18 protein-coding genes are annotated in these 18,328 nt (G+C 40.9%); 10 read left to right on the top strand and 8 right to left on the bottom strand.

What is annotated here, in order from left to right; all coding sequences use genetic code 11:
• Window positions 1–330: 330 nt before the first annotated feature.
• Window positions 331–591 carry a DUF2312 domain-containing protein gene (locus ME1_RS02420; protein WP_004862771.1) on the bottom strand — a complete coding sequence of 87 codons (261 nt, stop codon included), beginning with the start codon at window positions 589–591 and terminating at the stop codon, window positions 331–333.
• 231 nt (window positions 592–822) lie between these two features.
• Here ME1_RS02420 and ME1_RS02425 point away from each other — a divergent pair, with 231 nt between their 5' ends.
• From ME1_RS02425 to ME1_RS02435, 3 genes are all read left to right on the top strand, one after another.
• Window positions 823–1,356 carry a DUF1036 domain-containing protein gene (locus ME1_RS02425; RefSeq protein ID WP_004862774.1) on the top strand — a complete coding sequence of 178 codons (534 nt, stop codon included), beginning with the start codon at window positions 823–825 and terminating at the stop codon, window positions 1,354–1,356.
• Window positions 1,353–2,789 (top strand): pyruvate kinase, encoded by a 1,437-nt coding sequence (gene pyk, locus ME1_RS02430; RefSeq protein WP_004862776.1) that lies wholly within the window; start codon window positions 1,353–1,355, stop codon window positions 2,787–2,789. Before ME1_RS02425 ends, pyk begins: the two co-directional genes overlap by 4 nt.
• A gap of 502 nt (window positions 2,790–3,291) precedes the next feature.
• Window positions 3,292–3,651, top strand: coding sequence for a helix-turn-helix domain-containing protein (locus ME1_RS02435; protein WP_004862780.1), 360 nt, complete (start codon window positions 3,292–3,294; stop codon window positions 3,649–3,651).
• A 341-nt stretch (window positions 3,652–3,992) separates the two neighbouring features.
• Here ME1_RS02435 and ME1_RS02440 read toward each other — a convergent pair whose 3' ends face one another.
• Both ME1_RS02440 and ME1_RS02445 read right to left on the bottom strand, forming a co-directional pair.
• Window positions 3,993–4,370 (bottom strand): cell division protein ZapA, encoded by a 378-nt coding sequence (locus ME1_RS02440; protein ID WP_004862783.1) that lies wholly within the window; start codon window positions 4,368–4,370, stop codon window positions 3,993–3,995.
• Window positions 4,371–4,382: 12 nt separating this feature from the next.
• Window positions 4,383–4,658: a DUF4164 domain-containing protein gene (locus ME1_RS02445; protein ID WP_004862786.1), complete on the bottom strand. Its 276-nt coding sequence runs from the start codon at window positions 4,656–4,658 to the stop codon at window positions 4,383–4,385.
• A 330-nt stretch (window positions 4,659–4,988) separates the two neighbouring features.
• Here ME1_RS02445 and tkt point away from each other — a divergent pair, with 330 nt between their 5' ends.
• The 4 genes from tkt to ME1_RS02465 all read left to right on the top strand — a co-directional run bounded on the left by tkt (window position 4,989) and on the right by ME1_RS02465 (window position 10,845).
• Window positions 4,989–6,995: a transketolase gene (tkt, locus tag ME1_RS02450; RefSeq protein ID WP_004862789.1), complete on the top strand. Its 2,007-nt coding sequence runs from the start codon at window positions 4,989–4,991 to the stop codon at window positions 6,993–6,995.
• A gap of 169 nt (window positions 6,996–7,164) precedes the next feature.
• On the top strand, window positions 7,165–8,172 hold the full coding sequence (gene gap / locus ME1_RS02455) for a type I glyceraldehyde-3-phosphate dehydrogenase (protein ID WP_004862795.1): 1,008 nt from the start codon (window positions 7,165–7,167) through the stop codon (window positions 8,170–8,172).
• 350 nt (window positions 8,173–8,522) lie between these two features.
• The gene (locus ME1_RS02460; protein ID WP_196793135.1) at window positions 8,523–9,716 is read left to right on the top strand and encodes a phosphoglycerate kinase; all 1,194 of its coding nucleotides are present in this window, start codon (window positions 8,523–8,525) and stop codon (window positions 9,714–9,716) included.
• Window positions 9,717–9,813: 97 nt separating this feature from the next.
• Window positions 9,814–10,845, top strand: coding sequence for a class I fructose-bisphosphate aldolase (locus ME1_RS02465; RefSeq protein WP_004862802.1), 1,032 nt, complete (start codon window positions 9,814–9,816; stop codon window positions 10,843–10,845).
• On the opposite strand, the gene ME1_RS02470 is transcribed toward ME1_RS02465, so the two are convergent.
• Window positions 10,824–10,979 carry a hypothetical protein gene (locus tag ME1_RS02470; RefSeq protein ID WP_155815154.1) on the bottom strand — a complete coding sequence of 52 codons (156 nt, stop codon included), beginning with the start codon at window positions 10,977–10,979 and terminating at the stop codon, window positions 10,824–10,826. The two genes, ME1_RS02465 and ME1_RS02470, sit on opposite strands and share 22 nt — an antisense overlap.
• Before the next feature lie 645 nt (window positions 10,980–11,624).
• A complete protein-coding gene (gene rpmE, locus ME1_RS02475) occupies window positions 11,625–11,846 on the bottom strand; it encodes a 50S ribosomal protein L31 (protein WP_004862805.1) in 222 nt (73 codons plus the stop codon).
• A gap of 187 nt (window positions 11,847–12,033) precedes the next feature.
• Between rpmE and ME1_RS02480 the strand changes: the two genes are divergently transcribed.
• The 3 genes from ME1_RS02480 to ME1_RS02485 all read left to right on the top strand — a co-directional run bounded on the left by ME1_RS02480 (window position 12,034) and on the right by ME1_RS02485 (window position 14,439).
• A complete protein-coding gene (locus tag ME1_RS02480) occupies window positions 12,034–13,824 on the top strand; it encodes an ABC transporter transmembrane domain-containing protein (RefSeq protein ID WP_004862808.1) in 1,791 nt (596 codons plus the stop codon).
• Window positions 13,825–13,905: 81 nt separating this feature from the next.
• The gene (locus tag ME1_RS07910; protein ID WP_155815190.1) at window positions 13,906–14,082 is read left to right on the top strand and encodes a hypothetical protein; all 177 of its coding nucleotides are present in this window, start codon (window positions 13,906–13,908) and stop codon (window positions 14,080–14,082) included.
• Complete coding sequence (locus ME1_RS02485) at window positions 14,083–14,439, top strand: hypothetical protein (RefSeq protein ID WP_004862813.1); 357 nt, start codon at window positions 14,083–14,085, stop codon at window positions 14,437–14,439.
• A gap of 956 nt (window positions 14,440–15,395) precedes the next feature.
• On the opposite strand, the gene ME1_RS02495 is transcribed toward ME1_RS02485, so the two are convergent.
• From ME1_RS02495 to ME1_RS02510, 3 genes are all read right to left on the bottom strand, one after another.
• Window positions 15,396–16,187 carry an inositol monophosphatase family protein gene (locus ME1_RS02495; RefSeq protein WP_004862815.1) on the bottom strand — a complete coding sequence of 264 codons (792 nt, stop codon included), beginning with the start codon at window positions 16,185–16,187 and terminating at the stop codon, window positions 15,396–15,398.
• A 15-nt stretch (window positions 16,188–16,202) separates the two neighbouring features.
• Window positions 16,203–16,775, bottom strand: coding sequence for an elongation factor P (efp, locus tag ME1_RS02500; protein WP_004862819.1), 573 nt, complete (start codon window positions 16,773–16,775; stop codon window positions 16,203–16,205).
• A 385-nt stretch (window positions 16,776–17,160) separates the two neighbouring features.
• Entirely contained in the window at window positions 17,161–18,198 is a 1,038-nt protein-coding gene (locus ME1_RS02510) for a tetratricopeptide repeat protein (protein ID WP_425338802.1), read from the bottom strand.
• Between the last annotated feature and the right edge of the window lie 130 nt (window positions 18,199–18,328).

Raw genomic sequence — 18,328 nt, forward strand, 5'->3', positions numbered from 1 at the left:
CCTTGATCAGCATTTGAATTTATGCAAATATCGCATGGTAAATGTATTTACACCCATCTGTTGTTCTCTTCTCATCTCTCGACAATTGCTTCTCTCAACAATTGGTTGAAATATCAGAACACTTCTGGGTGTAAGAGATATTATGCTCTCTCAAGGGGGCATTCCCAAATTGTGCAATGTTTTCAAATTGGCTCATGTCTTGCAGATATTTTCATCACAAGACAAGTTGCATGAACCGCTAACATTTTTGGCAGAAATGCATGGGGATTCTTTATTTTTTGCATTTTCTATTCTCTCTACATTTTGAGAAAATATTCAATGTCAAAGCTATTAACTCATACCAAGCGCATTTTTATAAAGCTGGATGACTGCTTCTTCTTCCATTCGTTCATGTTCTTCTTTTTTACGTAGTCTTATAATGCTCCGAACAGCTTTACTATCAAAACCAGAGCCTTTAAGTTCGGTATAGACATCTTTAATATCATCAGAAATGGTTTTTTTCTCTTCTTCTAGCCGTTCAATACGTTCGATAAAAGCACGTAATTGGTTGACGGATATAGCGTGTGTTTGATCAGTCACTGTATTATTCATTGCATTTTTCTCCATACTTTATTTAAACTGTTTTTCGACGATAAATTTGGTTGGGAAAGCTTGAAAAACAAAAAGTGACTCAAGCTGTATACTTTTTTTACAAATTGACTTTAAATATTTTGTAAAAGTTTAAAATAGGGTCATTAATAAAAAAGCTATAAGAAGCAGAAAAAATAAAAATATATCTCTACACACTTGAAAGGTTCTTGAAAAAGAGAAAAAAAGGAATGTATGTTTTGTTTTAAGGGCTTACGTTATATGGATGGTTTTGTGGTTTCTCAAAAACAGCAAGGGATGTTTTGCAAAGGACTGAGGGTTTTTCTTTTGAGCATTCTGCTCTTGTTTTCATTGGTTGTTTTTGCAAAAGCTGACTTTAGGGTTTGTAATACGACTCAACAATCTGTTGGTGTTGCGCTTGGTTATCGTACGCTTTCAGGCTGGGTGAGCGAAGGATGGTGGACGGTTCCGGTAACAGAGTGTAAAACCTTAATCGAGGGACCTCTTGCTTCACGCTTCTATTATTTTTATGCGGAAGGAGCGCAGAAAAAAGGCAATTGGGCGGGCTCTATCACTATGTGTGTACAAGATAGTCAATTTACTATTCAAGGCGTTCATGATTGCTTTCCCCGAGGCTATCAAAAGGCTGCGTTTAAGGAAATTGATACAGGCAATCAAACCAGTTGGATGGTGCAGTTGACCGAAGAGTCTTTGTTCAATGATTCGGCTGCCAATTCTCCTCTTCTTTCAGGAGATCCTTCACCGTGAAGCGTGCCCGTAAAGTAAAAATTATTGCTACTCTTGGACCTGCTTCTTTTTCATCTTCGATGATTGAAAAGCTTTTTATGGCGGGAGCAGATGTTTTTCGTCTTAATATGAGCCATACTGACCGTGAAACAATGGCTGATTTGGTGAAGCGTATACGAGAAGTTGAACAAATTGTTCGTCGCCCCATTGGTATTTTAGTAGATCTCCAAGGACCTAAATTGCGTATTGGCTGTTTTGCTAATGGGCAAGAGGATTTGCGTGTGGGGCAAAGCTTTACATTAGATAATCGTGATGTCCTTGGTGATGCACAACGTGTTTTTTTTCCGCATGAGGAAGTGTTTGCGGCTGTTAAACCAGGGGATCGGTTATTGATTGATGATGGAAAGCTGGAACTGCTTGCTGAAGTGTGTGATACGCATTTTATTCAGTGTCGTGTGGTTTCTGGAACCCATATTTCTGACCGAAAGGGGGTTAGTTTTCCCGATACAATTTTGCCCTTTGGTTCAATGACACCAAAGGATAAGGCTGATCTGCAGGCTCTTTTGGAACAACCTGTTGATTGGGTTGCTCTTTCATTTATTCAACGTCCAGAAGATATTATGGCGGTGCGCCGGTTGACAAAAAGCAAAGTGTCTTTGATGGCTAAAATCGAAAAACCTCAAGCTTTGGAGCACATAGAAAAAATTATTGATATTGCTGATGGTATTATGATTGCACGGGGAGATCTCGGTGTGGAAATGCCCTTAGAAAGAGTTCCTGCTCTTCAAATGGAGTTGATTAAAGCTTGTCGTTTAGCGGGAAAACCTGTTGTAGTGGCAACACAAATGCTCGAATCAATGATCACATCGCCTGTTCCAACGCGCGCAGAAGTGTCTGATGTTGCTACAGCGGTTTATGCGGGAAGCGATGCTGTGATGTTGTCTGCTGAATCGGCTTCTGGTCGTTATCCTGAAGAATCAGTGCTTATGATGGACCGAATTGCGCGGCAGATCGAACAAGATCGCACTTACGCTGCTATGGTTGAGGTACAGCATCCGGCACCACAATCAACGGGGACAGATGCGATTTCTCTTGCTGCACGGCAAATTGCTGAAACACTTCAATTAGCAGTGATTGTTGCTTACACGGCTTCAGGCACAACGGGTGTGCGTGCATCACGGGAGCGTCCAAATAGACCCATTATTGCTTTATCTCCTATTGTGGAAACAGCACGGCGCTTGGCTTTGGTTTGGGGGCTGCATTGTGTGGTCGCGCAAGATGCACGAGATTTAGAGGATATGGTTGATCGTGCGGCGGCAATTGCTTTTCAAGAAGGCTTTTGCCAAGGAGGGGACAGTTTCCTTGTGACAGCAGGTGTTCCTCTTGGTACGCCTGGTGCTACGAACTTGTTGCGAATTGCTACTGTCTCTCAAGATGGAACACAGGCGGTTTAATGTTTGTGCACAAAGCGCTCTTCTTCTGTTCTTCTCTGGCAAGAGTGTTTTTGGGCAAAGTGTTGAGTGTTCTTTAACAGTTTAGACTGAGAGCAATATGTGGTGAGAGAGCAATGCTGTAATATTCTCTGCTAAATCTGTATCCGCATCTGGTCTTTATCCTGAAGAAGCTGTGTCTTTTAAAAAACGCTGTGTTTTTCAGAAAAACTGTAAATTACAGAAACTTTTTTAATTTTATTGCAAACCCCTGAAATTCCTTTATTATTTAAAAAATGTTTTGGTTGTATACGCAACGATCAATAGGGACCTTGAAAACCCGAAAACTTAAACATTAAAAACTTAAACATTAAATGAACCCGCTTTGCGGGTATCATAGGGGTCTGGGAGATTTTGCACTGTCCAAGTGCGATAAGCACTAAAAGCAAAATGCTGAGTTAGGTTCAGTGTTTTCAAGCTCTCGGAATCCCAGTGCGAGGGCGCTCGCAACCGGCGGGGGCATGAAATGCAAACCAAAAACCTTTTTCACGACATTTTTATAGGTAAAAAAAATCGCTTTAAGCGAAAAATGCTGAAAATGTCTCAGAAAGAATTAGGAAACCATTTGAGAGTAAGCGCACAACAAATTCAAAAATATGAAACAGGATTAAATCGCGTAAGCGCTGGGCGTTTTAAGGAAATTGCCGATATTCTTAATGTACCACTTTCCTTTTTTTACGCGGAGATTTTTACAAAACAACAACCTCCATACCAACATGATGAAATCATCTCTAGCAGAGAAGAATATCTGCTTTTAAAAAGCTTTAGAGTTCTGAATTCTGTAAAACAAAAAGCAATTTTACAGTTAATCTCTGATCAGAGTTAAAAGTTTTTTGTCACAAGAAGGCTTGAGGTATGAAGGAAAACAGTTTGAGAAATATGTTAGCTTGTCTCTCATAATTGCCTCAATGCAAAAGCGGTTGTAAGATTGTGTCCCAGAATAAGAGAATGACAGTGCTGTTTCTGCATGCATAAAGAGATGGCTATATCCAATGGACTTTTATCCATTCATGGGGAAAATGCGATAGAGTAACAGCAGTTTGTGAGGAATAGGAGCAGGGCTTTTTCTTGAAAGATACTTTTTGCTTATTGTTGTTGTACTTTACACAATTCTTTTAAAATGATGACGCTGGGATGTCGCTATTTGGTTTAAGAACTGATGTGCCTTTATGAATTTTCCTGTTCCGAAACACCAAGGCTGTTTTGGTCATCTTTAAGCAATTGATTGGTAAGTTTTTCAATGCGTTCTGTTGTGTCTCGCAGTATCTTTCCCATGGCGCGCTCCCTTTCATTGTGGATTCGTAAAAGAGCTTCATAATCTTCTTGTAGTTTTTTATTTTCTCTTTTTATTTCTTCCATTTCATCAAGAATCATAATACCGGCCATAACCGATAAACGGTGATCACCCATTTCACCAAAATTGTTTTTGAGGTGTGTGATATATTGGTCTAATTGAGCGGCAAGCGCAATAAGATGGTCTTCTTGTCCTTTATCGCAAGCCATGCGATAAACTTTACCATCGATGGTGACGGAAACAGTTTCCATACATTCAAACCTTTATCTATCAATTACGACACGAATTGTTTCCATTGCTTTAATTAAACGTTTAGAAACTTCTTTGTTTACCGCCTCTAGCCGCTCAACTTGGGCTTCGGCTTTGTCAAGTGCTTGGGCAAGATGACTACGATCAGCGTTCATTCTTTGAATTTCTTCTTCCCATTCGTTGTTTTTATCAATAACGGCATTGCGGTTTATAATAGTAACCTCTAGAGTTCTTAGTGCTTTTTCCAACCGCTCTAAAGCCTGTGGTAGAACCGTATTTTCTTGGTTCATGATGCTTTATCCTTTGGCTCGTTGTATCCCTTATCAGTTTTTTATGCAAAAACGAATCACTTATTTTCTTTTCTTGCGCGAATTTTATTTTTCAATATGTAGGACATTTTAGCAAGCAAAGCAGGGGAGGTATGTGAATTAAAGGCTAGATTTTTTAAGAGTATTGGCATAAATGATTATGATATAAAGAAAGTGTGAGGGGAATGTTGTTTACACAATAACAAGAAATTTCACGCTGATGGTTTAAAAATTGAAAAGTATTTCTCAAAAAATGAAGAGAATACAGAAAAAGCAACCAACGAACGTGTTTAACGAAATGGTTTATCATTCATGACAAATACTGAACAACAAAATCAGATGGCCAATGCTATCCGTTTTCTTGCTGTTGATGCAATTGAAAAAGCAAATTCTGGTCATCCTGGCTTGCCAATGGGGGCGGCTGATATTGCCACCGTTCTCTATACAAAGTTTCTTGCCCATGATCCTAAAAATCCTCGTTGGCCCAATCGTGATCGTTTCGTGTTGTCGGCTGGGCATGGCTCTATGTTGCTTTATGCTTTATTGTATCTCTCTGGTTATGAAGATATTTCCCTTGAGGATCTCAAAAATTTCCGACAACTAGGCTCAAAGCTTGCTGGGCATCCAGAATATGGGCACGCTGCCGGAATTGAAACAACCACGGGGCCTCTCGGACAGGGGTTGGCAAATGCTGTGGGAATGGCACTTGGGGAGCGCTTACAAAATGCTCGTTTTGGCGATCTCATTAATCATTACACTTACGCGCTGGTGGGGGATGGGTGCCTTATGGAAGGAATTTCCCAAGAAGCGCTTTCTCTTGCTGGTCATTTAAAACTTAAAAAGCTTATCGTGCTGTGGGATGATAATAATATTTCTATCGATGGAAAGATTTCTCTTGCTGACAGTACAGATCAGATAGCGCGTTTTAAAGCTTCTGGTTGGAATACACACAAAGTCGATGGACATGATCAAGCCGCAATTGCACATGCCATTGAAGCAGCACAAAATTCCGATAAACCAACTTTAATTGCGTGTAAAACAACCATTGGCTTTGGAGCGCCAAATAAAGCCGGAACCAATAAAGTTCATGGAGCACCTTTGGGGGCACGAGAAATTGCTGAAACCCGTATCGCTTTGGGGTGGGAAGCGGAGCCTTTTGTTATTCCAGCTGATATTCTCGATAATTGGCGTTTGGCTGGTTTGAATGCCGCTAAAAAACGACAAAAATGGGAAACAAAATTGGAAAATCTGCCTGTGTCAGAACGGCTGGAGTTTGAAAGGTTGATGCGGGGTGATCTGTTGGGTGGATTTGATGGCGCTATTGATACTTATAAACAGCAGCTTATTGAAGAGCGCCCTTGCGTTGCTACGCGTAAAGCTTCAGAAATGGCTCTTGAAGTTATCAATGAGGTTGTTCTTGAGACTATTGGTGGTTCGGCTGATTTAACGGGATCTAATAATACAAAAAGCAGTCAGATGAAAAGTATTTCTGCTGAAGATTTTTCAGGGCGCTATCTGCATTATGGAATTCGCGAACATGCCATGGGTGCTGTGATGAATGGTCTTGCCCTTTATGGAGGCTTTATTCCTTATGGCGGAACCTTTTTATGCTTTTCTGACTATATGCGTCCTGCAATGCGTTTGTCTTCTCTCATGGGATTGCGTGTCATCTATGTTATGACGCATGATTCCATTGGTCTTGGTGAGGATGGTCCAACCCATCAGCCCGTAGAGCATTTGGCTTCTTTGCGTGCAATGCCCAATCATTTTGTTTTCCGCCCCGCGGATGCTGTTGAAACTGTCGAGTGCTGGCAATTGGCTTTAAAAGCACGCAATACACCTTCCACTTTGGCTTTGAGCCGACAAAATTTACCTCTTTTGCGTCAGGAGCATGAAGAGGAAAATCTTTGTATGCTGGGTGCTTATGAGTTATTGACCGCAAGTGATGATGCGAAAGTGACGCTGTTTGCTTCTGGTTCAGAATTACAAATTGCCGTAAAAGCACATGCTCTCTTAGAAGAAAAGTCTATTCCAACGCGTGTGGTTTCTGTTCCTTGTTTTGAACTCTTTGCACAGCAATCTCTCTCCTATCAGCGTGCTCTTATTGGGGATGCGCCCATTAAAATTGCTATTGAGGCTGCCATTCGGCAAGGATGGGATCGCTTTATTGGTTGTGATGGACTGTTTATTGGCATGGAGGGATTTGGGGCAAGCGGGACAATGGATGCGCTTTATGCGCATTTTAACATCACTTGTGAGAATGTCGTTGCGACTGTTGAAAAAGAGCTTGAAAAGATCAATAAGGAAAATGTGAAATGAATTTTCGCATTGCAATGAACAGGTTTTATTGTATTGGGTATACTATTTGCGCACCATTGTGGAAAGTCATTGATCAAGATAGTGAAGGTTGTCGGAGTTCATGATTTGGGATTGGTGAAAACAAAAGTCCATTTGTTGCGCTCTCAAAGATCGATAAGGAAAATATAAAATGGCTGTTCGCGTTGCAATTAATGGGTTTGGTCGTATTGGGCGCAATATCTTGCGTGCCATTGTAGAAAGTGGGCGAAAAGATATTGAAGTTGTCGCTCTTAATGATTTGGGATCAGTGGAAACAAATGCCCATTTGTTGCGCTACGATTCAGTTCATGGGCGTTTTCCTGGGGCCGTTAAGGTTGTGGGGGATGCACTTGATGTTGGGTGTGGTTTGATAAAGGTGTTGGCAGAGCGCGATCCAGCACAATTGCCTTGGAAAGCTTTGGATATCGATATTGCTTTGGAATGTACGGGCATTTTTACTGCGTGTGACAAAGCAAGTGTTCACTTGGAGGCTGGGGCAAAGCGTGTGCTTGTTTCTGCACCTTCTGAAGGCGCTGATCTTACCGTGGTTTATGGGGTTAATCATCAGTCTTTGAACAAAGAACATCGGGTTGTTTCAAATGCTTCTTGTACAACCAATTGCTTGGCGCCTGTTGCGCAAGTTTTGCACAACACCGTTGGCATTGAAAAGGGTTTTATGACCACAATTCATTCTTATACGGGTGATCAACCTGTGTTGGATACAATGCATCGGGATCTTTATCGTGCACGGGCGGCGGCTCTTTCTATGATCCCTACATCAACAGGAGCAGCGAAAGCTGTGGGACTGGTTTTGCCAGAATTAAAGGGCTTGCTCGACGGTGTGTCGATTCGCGTTCCAACCCCTAATGTTTCCGTTGTTGATCTGACATTTACGGCTAAGCGTTCGACAACAGTTGAAGAAATTAATACAGCTCTCTGCACCGCTGCTCGGGGACCGCTTAAAGGGATTTTAGACGTGACAGAGGAAAAGCTTGTCAGTTGTGATTTTAATCATAATCCACATTCCGCTATTTTTCACAATGATCAAACTAAAGTGATTGATGGTCAGCTCTGTCGTGTTTTGGTTTGGTATGATAATGAGTGGGGTTTTTCAAACCGTATGAGTGATACAGCTGTCGCTTTTGCCAAGACAATATAAGAGGGCCTTTGGGTCCTCTTTTTTGATAAAAAGACAAATTTTGTAAGAGTGTTAGGGCATATTCTTTTTGAAAAAAACTAGGAGAGATTGTTCCTCGTTGAAGATTGTTCTTTGTGCGCTAGAAAAAGAGATTGTCTCAAGGGATGAGGGTGTATTCTGTTTTGGTATGGATGGTTTTTTCTCAATGCGTGAGCGAAAAAAATTTGCAAGAGTAACACCTGAATGAGACAAAGCTTGGTGCAAAATAGAAGATGTGGGTTTCTTTGCTTTTATGCCAAAGAGGTGAATGGAGCAAAAGTTGAGGTAGTGCAATTTTGTTTTAAACAACGGAAAGTGAAGAGGGAGCAATGATGGGTTTTCGGACACTTGATGATGTTGATGTTACGGGAAAACGTGTTCTTGTGCGGGTCGATTTTAATGTTCCAATGGCGCAGGGTAAGGTTTGTGATGAGACGCGACTTGAACGGCATAAAGAAACATTGCTTGAATTGCAAAAGCGCGGTGCTAAACTTATTCTTCTTTCTCATTGTGGGCGTCCAAAGGGACAGGTTGTGCCAGAATTCTCACTGCGCCCCGTTGTGACAGTGCTGGAAAAAATAATCAATCAACCCGTGGCTTTTGCTTCAGATTGTATTGGTGTAGAAGCGCAGAAAGCGGTTGAGGCATTGCAAAATGGTGGTGTTTTGCTACTTGAAAATGTGCGTTTTCATTCAGGGGAAGAAAAGAATGATTATTCTTTTGCTGAAGCTTTAGCCCATCATGGTGATCTCTATGTTAATGATGCTTTTTCAGTTTCTCATCGTGCGCATGCTTCTGTGGAGGGAATAACACATTTGTTGCCCTCTTATGCGGGGCGTTCTCTGCAATGTGAATTGCAGGCATTAGAAAAGGGGCTTGGCAATCCAACGCATCCAGTGGTCGCAATTGTTGGTGGGGCAAAGGTTTCTAGTAAGCTTTTTGTGCTCAACCATTTGGTTGAAAAAGTTGATCATTTGGTCATTGGTGGGGGCATGGCTAATAGTTTTTTAGCAGCGCAAGGTGTTCATATTGGAAAGTCTCTTTGTGAAGATGCGCTCATGGAAACGGTAAAAAAAGTGATTAAAAAAGCGCAAGAGTGCCAATGTACAATTCTGCTCCCTGTAGATGCAATCGTTGGATTTCGCTTTGAAAAAAATACCCCGCATCGTCTCTATGATATTGGAGATATTCCCGAAGAGGGTATGATTTTGGATATTGGAACACGTTCTATTGCCCATATCAATGCCGTGATTGATAAGGCTGCTACTCTTATTTGGAATGGTCCCCTTGGTGTTTTTGAGATGTCTCCCTTTGATCAAGGAACAATTGCTGTTGCACGCTATGCAGCAGCACGCAGTTTGACAGGGCGATTGGTTTCCATTGCTGGAGGAGGAGATACGGTTTTTGCACTCAACCATGCTGGTGTTGCCAATGATTTTACGTATCTTTCGACAGCGGGAGGTGCTTTTTTAGAATGGATGGAAGGCAAAGTACTGCCTGGTATTCTCGCTCTTATGCCAGCTTAAAGGCTTATGTGGAGGGAAAATTTATATTCATTTGGTGAGTGTGCTGGTCATGCTGCTCACTTTTGGAAGTTAAGACAGAATTAAAGAGGAATTTTTTATGAATGCACGTCTTGAAGATATAGCACTTGCGCTGGTTTGTGCAGGTAAAGGTATTTTAGCAGCAGATGAAAGTACTGCAACGATTGGAAAGCGTTTTGAAAGCATTGGTGTTGAATGCAACGAGGATAATCGTCGCGCTTATCGTGAAATGCTTTTTAGTGCAAAAGAAGCCATGGAAAGTGCCATCTCTGGTGTCATCTTATTTGATGAAACCATTCGTCAAAAAGCATCATCTGGGAAAATGTTGACAGATCTGATTTGTGATGCAGGTGCTTTGCCTGGTATTAAAGTCGATAGCGGTGCTAAACCCTTGGCAGCTTTCTCTCAGGAAATGATTACAGAAGGATTGGATGGTCTTCGTGAGCGTTTAAAAGACTATTATGCCTTAGGAGCCCGTTTTGCCAAGTGGCGTGCGGTGATTGCAATTGATGGACATACTTTACCAACAAGAGGGGCACTAAGGCAAAATGCACAAGCTCTCGCGCGTTATGCTGCTTTGTGTCAAGAAGCTGGACTTGTGCCGATTGTTGAACCAGAAGTGCTTATGGATGGGGTTTCGCGTCAGCATTCCATTGCGCGCTGCTTTGAGGTGACACAAGCTGTCTTAAACACCGTGTTTAAAGAATTGTTTGAGGCACGTGTTGTTTTTGAAGGCATGATTTTAAAGCCCAATATGGTGATTGATGGAAAAGATGCCCGAAACGCTTCTGTTGAAGAAGTGGCTGAAAAAACACTTCAGGTTCTTAAACAAACTGTTCCTGCGGCTGTTCCAGGAATTGCTTTTCTCTCTGGGGGACAGTCTGATCAGGAAGCAACGGCACACTTGTCTGCTATGAATGCTTTGGGAAAAAATCCTTGGAAATTGACCTTTTCTTATGGACGGGCATTGCAAGCAGCTGCTTTAAAGGTATGGGGTGGAAAAGCAGAAAATATCGCTGCTGCACAAAAAGCTTTTTATCATCGTGCACGGATGAATCATCTTGCTGCTTTGGGACAATGGACAAAAGATCACGAAAAAACTTGTGCTTGAAGGATAAGCTCTGTGCTTGAACGCGGATAAATTTTGTCTGTTTCTGCTTGATTTTTGATGCCCTCATCATGATAAAAATGGTGGGGGCGTTTTGGTTTTGAAAGTTTACTCAGAGACTTTTTTTGTTTGGGCATTTTTAAAATCTTTATGGGTGCCATTGAGCGGTGTGTTTGGGAAGGGGAGATGTTGCTTTAAAGGAAATTTGTAAATGAGTAGCACCATGGGGTGTTGTTGTTCATGAGGCGGAGGCGGGCATTTGCTTTTTCAGTGAAAATTATAAAGTTATTGCCATATTGAAGAGTTTGATATTATGATATTTTTTTTCATGACACCATTGCTTGTCATCAGACCAAAATCGTGACATCAAATCCACGTTAAACGAAGTGGCTAGCTTTGCTTTCTTGACGATTAAGGAAATTCTTACAGCGCGCCTAACGGCGTTCTTGACCTAAGAAGAAAAACGGTTTGTTTTATCTTTCTTACACGGTTTCGAAATTATAATATAAGAGTATCGCTTCTCATGGTGCCTAAATAGCATTTTATACTAAGCTAAAGAGAAAAATATCTGATTTTCTACAATGAATAAAATTTCATTATATCTTGTAGTGGCACACAAAACGCCCGTTTAAAGCAGGGTACTGAATTATATTTGAGAGAGCTTTCTATAAAAGCTTTAACTCTACAAAGTACATTTTTTTCGAGGGTTATAGTAAACTCACCTCTCGAACGACTCCTCACTCTACAAGAGTTTTTGAGTCGTTCACAATCAGAGGAGGTTTTTATAGTCCCAGATTCCCAAAACGATTTTTGAATTTAGAAACACGACCACCACGATCTACCAATGTTTGGGAGCCACCTGTCCAAGCTGGATGGGTTGTTGGATCAATATCTAGATTCAGAATGTCTCCTTCTTTTCCCCAAGTGGAGCGCGTTGTATATTGGGTGCCATCCGTCATAACAACGGTAATCCTGTGATAGTCGGGGTGAATATTCGTTTTCATGTGGCAAACCTTTTGCATCTCTAAAATGAAATAGCACTTTTTCACTTTTTTAAGTGCGTTTCTGTTGTCTTTTTGATAAATTGGTTAAAGTACCATTCCTATAACTGAGCACGCATCAAAAAACAAGTGTTCAAGATGCATCATTGCATCAACGGTTATAGACAACCTCATAAGTGAGCAAAATCCTATGAATTTTTTCAATCATTCAGAAAAAACTGTAAAACCCTCCAATACGAAGCCTTCATTGTCTTCTCTTTCAACTTTTGTTCCTTATTTTGTGCGCTATCGTTGGTTGTTTATTTTTGCTTTTCTTGCTTTGACTGTTGCCGCTGCCGTTACGCTGGCTTTGCCTGTTGCTATTCGCCAAATGTTTGATCATGGTTTTTCTACTTCAAGCCATGGACATATCAATTTTTATTTTTTTATTTTGTTTGTCTTAGCTTTGCTTCTCGCACTTGCTTCCGCTTGCCGTTATTATTGTGTTATCACCTTGGGAGAACGCATTGTTGCTGATTTACGACGCGATGTTTTTATCCATATTACGCAACTTTCTCCTGATTTTTTTGACCGTTCCCATTCTGGTGAACTTGTTTCGCGGTTGTTGACAGATACAACGCAAATAAAATTGGCTGTTGGTTCAACTGCTTCTATCGCTTTGCGTCATATAATCGTGGTGATTGGAGCGGTGTTCATGATGGTGATCACCAATGCCAAACTCTCCTCATTGGTTTTGCTCGCTATCCCTTTTGTTGCTATTCCATTGGTTGTTTTTGGGCGAAAAGTTCGCACACGCACACGCGCTGCGCAAGATCGGCTCGCAGATGCCAACGCTTTGGCAAGCGAACAGGTTGGGGCTATTCGCACTGTCCAAGCTTTTACCGCTGAAAAACTTATTTCTGCGCGTTTTTCACAGTTGATTGAACGTGCTTTTCAAACAGCGCGTGCTTCGGTCATTTTGCGTTCCTTTTTTACCGGTTTTGCGATTTTTTTGGTTTTTAGCAGTGTGGTTGCTGTTTTATGGATTGGATCGCGCGATGTTTTGGATGGCACTATGACGGGGGGGACATTGGGGCAATTTGTCCTTTATGCCATTTTTGGAGCTACAACCTTTGCGCAATTGTCTGAAGTTGGTGCAGAACTCATGCAAGCGGCAGGGGCCGCTGAACGGCTTGCCGAATTGTTGCAAGAACAGCCTACAATTGTAGCACCCAAAGCTCCTGCACCATTGGCACAACCTGTGCAAGGAGCCATTGTTTTTGATCAAGTTGATTTTAGTTATCCTTCTAGACCAGAGGAAAAGATTTTGCGCTCTGTTTCCTTTTCTGTCAAAGCAGGAGAAACAGTTGCTTTTGTTGGTGCTTCGGGGGCTGGAAAAAGCACACTTTTTTCTTTGATTCTCCGTTTTTATGATCCAATAAGCGGTAAAATCCGATTTGATGGCGTGGAAGTTAACCGCCTTTCTCTTCAAGATTTACGTGGCTCAATTTCTTATGTTCCGCAGGAGGTTGCTATTTTTGATGGCACATTGCGTGATAATATTGCTTTTGGGAGCGAAAATGTTCATGAAGAGCAAATTATTGCTGCCGCTCAAACTGCCAATGCGCTCGAGTTTATTGAAGCTTTACCAAACGGCTTTGATACGCAAGTGGGGGAGCGTGGTACTATGCTTTCTGGTGGGCAAAAACAACGCATTGGAATTGCACGGGCGATTTTGAAAAATGCGCCCTTGTTGCTGCTTGATGAAGCAACATCAGCCTTAGATGCACATAGTGAAAAATTGGTGCAAGAAGCTTTAGAAGGGTTGATGCAAAACCGCACAACATTGGTGATTGCACACCGCTTAGCAACGATTTTGAAAGCAGATCGCATTCTTGTTATGGATAAAGGAGCTCTTGTTGAAGAAGGAACACATACACAACTTGTGGCCCAAAATGGGGTTTATGCGCACCTAGCCAAACTACAATTTGCACATGAATAAGCTCTCTCAATAAAGATTAGTATTTTTATTGTTTTACTATCAATTGCACGTCCCCTTTCGGCTTTTTATGGGGGGCTGTTGTTGGTAAAAACACATATGTCGATGATAAAGATACGTACAGTCAGTGCTATAGAAGGAATAAGTGGCAGCATGGGTGTCGGAATGAGTGGTGGGGGATTTATAATGAATGCAAGTCGTGGCGTTGGTAGTAATATGAGGGGTATGGTAGGAGCGAACAGAAGCATTTATGCTTCTTAAATGACAGAGAATTCTTTTAGAGACAGTAGTGGTAGCTCTCAATTGAGTGAAAATCTATGTGTAGTTGGAGGGAAAAGTCGTTCAGTTGGAACTAATCAATCAAATTCTCAATCTATTGCTCCAAAAATGAGAGATATTGCCAATATAGGAGTAAAAGCTATGGGAACTATGGCTTCTATTTGTATCCCCAGAATGGAAGGAGCAGAAACTCTTAGCTTAAACACTCCACCTGTACCACCAAAAAATAATGATATTCAGTTTTCTAATGATCATAATCCTCAATCTAATGAAGTTGAGACAAATAATATTATTGCGAATACGATTTCTGGATCATCATTTGGAATAAACAAAAACTAAAGAAGCGACGGTTCAATAAATAGTAGCTTCTTTAATTAGTAAGTTATATATTCACATTTATTTATTGTTGAGTAGTGTGTTTCAAAATGCATGTCCCTCATCTGTAGAAGACAGTTTTTAATTAGTGTTGTTAGTGGTAGAGTGCAAGAAAAATTCAAGACAGATACCGTAAGAGTTTGTCATAAAATATCATTAGAAGGAAGGAACAAAAACTGAAAAAAAACGAAAAGATCATAAGATGTACTAAGGATTTTGTCCAATCCATTTCAAATATAGACAATGAAATAGGAATTGCTATGAGCGCTAGAAATCCTATAATCATTACAATACTGAGTATTACCCTGAATGGACCACGAAGCCATAAAAGAAAAAGGACCAATGCTTTTTTGCTTATTTGTATTTTGCTCACTGTTTCCCCCCTTTAATTTTTTACACTTTATTATTTTAAAATATACAAAAAATGAAAAACGACACAAGTCATTTTTCGTAAAATTTTTGAGATTTGTTTGATATTTATCAGATGGAATGTTCAGTTTAGGAGAGGATTGTTTTATTTGATATTTTTTATGAAAGCTCTTTTATTTTCCTTTAAGAATAGAATAGGCTTAAGCTAATATTGATTAGGTAATTTCGGTTTTAAAATTCTTTTTTATATGAGTTCTTTTAGATCTGGTGTGCCAGACTGTTTGGATTAAAATGGGGAAAATAGCATTATGGACAGTATAGGATAGGGGGCTCGAATATCTGAGAGATAAATGCCTTGTTGAGGTGTTTTTCCCGTTTCATGGGAATATGTTTATTATTTGCGATGATATTTCTTTTTGCGAAAGATAGCGTTTTTTCCTTCTTTATCCGTGTGAAAATTACCAGCTTTGCGAACCAACAACATGTTGGTTTAGAAAGTGGAGAGTGATGCTCTCAAATCTTGGTCTTTAGGGAGACTCTTCTTTTGAGGTTTAAATGCCTTTTTTGAGGGCTTCTTCCAATTTGAGGCGAATGCGTTCATTGCCCGCGATGATATTTTTTTTGCGAAAGATAGCGTCGCCTCCGTCTTTATCGGTAACAAAACCACCGGCTTCGCGAACCATCAAAATTCCAGCAGCCATATCCCAAATTTGCAAATTGTCTTCCCAAAATCCATCGGTTCGGCCAGCTGCAACATACGCCAAATCAAGAGCAGCAGCGCCAAAACGGCGAAGCCCAGAAACTTCCGCCATTACATTGCGCAATTCGATAAGATATGCTCCATGATTTGGGCGTCCAAAATGGGGCATGCCCGTTGCAATAACACAATCTTCTAATCGGCGTCGTGCGGAAACGCGACAGCGCCGGTCATTAAAAAAAGCACCACCACCGCGTTCAGCAGTAAATAACTCATCACTTACGGGATTATAAATGACAGCAGCAACAATTTTCCCCTGACTTTCCAAGGCAATGGAAACAGCAAAAAAAGGAATACCATGGAGAAAATTTGTTGTGCCATCTAATGGGTCAACAATAAAACGATGTTGTGAATCCTCTCCAATAATTTCTTCAGATTCTTCCATCAGAAAACCAAATTTAGGCCGTGCTTTGCTTAATTCATTGAAGATAATTTTTTCAGCTTTGCGATCTGCTTGGCTTACATAATCTGCTGGTCCTTTCAAAGACACTTGCAAATTTTGTACTTCACCGTAATCACGCACCAGAGAGCGTCCAGCTTTCATTGCGGCTTGCACCATGACATTCATGATTGCAGAATGGGCCATCTGTTCTTCCTTTATTTATCCTTTTTCATTCGCACGACGCAAATAAATCAATTCGTTGGTGTCGACAATGATACGTTCACCGGCATTAATAAAAGGTGGTACAAGAATCCGCATACCATTTTCAAGAATGGCAGGCTTATAAGAAGATGTGACCGTTTGCCCTTTGATAGCAGGATCCGCTTCTGCAATCGTTACAGTGACTTGATCTGGAAGCGATATGCCAATAGGTTTTTCTTGATAAAGTTCAACGGTAACAGTCATCCCATCTTGGAGAAAAGCAGCGCGCTCACCAACAAAGTCTTTCTGCAATTCAAGTTGTTCATAAGATTGCGAATCCATAAAAACCAAAGCATCCCCTTGTTCATAAAGAAAAGTAAAATCCTTTTGTTCAAGGCGCACGCGTTCAACCGTTTCAGCAGCACGAAAGCGTTCGTTGAGTTTTGTACCATCAATCAAATTCTTCATTTCAACTTGATTAAAGGCACCACCTTTTCCTGGTTTTACAGCATTGCATTTCACAGCAACCCATAAGCTTCCTTGGTGCTCAATTACATTACCAGGACGAATTTCATTGCCATTAATTTTCATCGTTTCTATCCAATTCCATTCTTGCAAAACGAACTCTCTATCCTTACGGCAATCCCCCTCGTTGTCTTGCGGCGAGCTCTTTTGCTGTTTTTGTGGTAAGCCCCTTTGTTATCCTTGCGGTAGGCTCTCTCACGGTTTTTATGGAGCGCTTTTCATTATCCCTGCGCTGGGCGTTCTCATGCTCTTTACAGAGAAAAAAGCTTTGACCAAGTGCTCCAAAAAAGAACCTCTTTGTGTTCTTACTTTTCAACTCTTTGCAAGACCATAAAAAATGCGAAGACGCAAGCTTTTTAAAAAATTGCACAAAGCTTTTCTCTGTTTTTTTTAGGGATTTTGGGGATTTTATCTCTTTGAAGGTAAAAACAGCATTGCTCTTGAAGCATTCTTAAAAAATAGGTAGGAGTTTTATTGCCTCTTTTTTTGCTTTTTCCAATTGTGTATTGTTCATCCCTTGGAGCATCATTTCAAGGTCAGGCGCTTCCATTTTCGCTTGTTTGGCAAGTATATACCATGCTGCAGCCGTTATGATATCACCTTTTGTGCCTATTCCATCCCGATAAAGCCTTGCAAGAGAAATCTGTGCTGGGGGGATCATGTCGTGTGCATGACCGAGAAGCAAATGAAAAGCACGTTGAAAATCGGTTTCTCCTCCACGCCCTTGTACAAGCCATTGTGCCAAAAGAATTTGGGCTTCAAAATGTTTATTTTGCGCAGCAGCTTCCATGAGTTTTCGTGCATTACGATCATCCTTTGGCCGTGTTAATGTGCCGGTGGCAAGTATTCTGGCGGCGGCAAAAGCAGCGTTAGCATCACCAAGGGCAGCACCTTTTAAGAACCATTTTAATGCTTGTTCTTTTGCTTCACTTTCACGATTTTGTAAGGAAACACCAGGAAGAGCCTGCTTTTCACGTGAGGCTTTGTAGAGAACCATTTGTCCATAATAAAAATAGGCTTCTTTTACACCAGCCTCTACGGCTTTTTGAATAAACTGTTCACCAAGTTCTTGATTTTGTGTAATAAAATGACCATCAAACAACATAAGTCCATAGCGCAATTGTGCTTGTGGTTCACCTTGTTTTGCGGCACGTCCATACCACAAAGCGGCGCGCGCACCATCAACAGGAACGGCGCATCCTTCCATGTAAATGCGTGCAAGAAGTGTTTGTGCAAAAGGATCATTTTGCTCTGCACGTCTTAGTGCTTCACGAAAAGCATTTAAATAATAGCCTTGGATGTAATAGTCATAGGCTTGATCATATTGTCCTGCTTGTAAGGGTTGGAATGGTTCTTTTGTCTCTGAAGATTCTTGAATAGTGTTGAGGGAATTTTCAAGATTTGAGGCTTCTTCGGTGAGGTTAGCAGAGCTTTCAACAGTGGTTGCAAGCCAAATCCCTATCAGGATGAAAAAGCTTCTTTTTATTATGGCTTTGTTTATCATGGATGCTTTCTCCCCATCACAAGTGGGGATTTTGACACTTTTTCTTCATCATTTCAAGCTTGATCAAAGGATGGGCAAAAATGATTTTTTCCATTGTCATGTATGAAGAGGGGAG

Origin of the sequence: Bartonella vinsonii subsp. arupensis OK-94-513, assembly GCF_000278235.1 — a bacterium.
In the GTDB taxonomy this organism is placed as follows: domain Bacteria; phylum Pseudomonadota; class Alphaproteobacteria; order Rhizobiales; family Rhizobiaceae; genus Bartonella; species Bartonella arupensis.

Bases quoted from the DNA above. Each gene is read 5' to 3' on its own strand.
- rpmE (WP_004862805.1), bottom strand. From the start codon at position 11,846: ATGAAAACGAATATTCACCCCGACTATCACAGGATTACCGTTGTTATG.
- tkt (WP_004862789.1), top strand. From the start codon at position 4,989: ATGACAAATACTGAACAACAAAATCAGATGGCCAATGCTATCCGTTTT.
- ME1_RS02440 (WP_004862783.1), bottom strand. From the start codon at position 4,370: ATGGAAACTGTTTCCGTCACCATCGATGGTAAAGTTTATCGCATGGCT.
- efp (WP_004862819.1), bottom strand. From the start codon at position 16,775: ATGAAAATTAATGGCAATGAAATTCGTCCTGGTAATGTAATTGAGCAC.
- ME1_RS02425 (WP_004862774.1), top strand. From the start codon at position 823: ATGTTTTGTTTTAAGGGCTTACGTTATATGGATGGTTTTGTGGTTTCT.
- ME1_RS02420 (WP_004862771.1), bottom strand. From the start codon at position 591: ATGAATAATACAGTGACTGATCAAACACACGCTATATCCGTCAACCAA.
- ME1_RS02445 (WP_004862786.1), bottom strand. From the start codon at position 4,658: ATGAACCAAGAAAATACGGTTCTACCACAGGCTTTAGAGCGGTTGGAA.
- ME1_RS02435 (WP_004862780.1), top strand. From the start codon at position 3,292: ATGCAAACCAAAAACCTTTTTCACGACATTTTTATAGGTAAAAAAAAT.
- ME1_RS02485 (WP_004862813.1), top strand. From the start codon at position 14,083: ATGACAGAGAATTCTTTTAGAGACAGTAGTGGTAGCTCTCAATTGAGT.
- ME1_RS02480 (WP_004862808.1), top strand. From the start codon at position 12,034: ATGAATTTTTTCAATCATTCAGAAAAAACTGTAAAACCCTCCAATACG.
- ME1_RS02495 (WP_004862815.1), bottom strand. From the start codon at position 16,187: ATGGCCCATTCTGCAATCATGAATGTCATGGTGCAAGCCGCAATGAAA.
- ME1_RS02470 (WP_155815154.1), bottom strand. From the start codon at position 10,979: ATGCCCAAACAAAAAAAGTCTCTGAGTAAACTTTCAAAACCAAAACGC.
- gap (WP_004862795.1), top strand. From the start codon at position 7,165: ATGGCTGTTCGCGTTGCAATTAATGGGTTTGGTCGTATTGGGCGCAAT.
- ME1_RS02460 (WP_196793135.1), top strand. From the start codon at position 8,523: ATGGGTTTTCGGACACTTGATGATGTTGATGTTACGGGAAAACGTGTT.
- ME1_RS02465 (WP_004862802.1), top strand. From the start codon at position 9,814: ATGAATGCACGTCTTGAAGATATAGCACTTGCGCTGGTTTGTGCAGGT.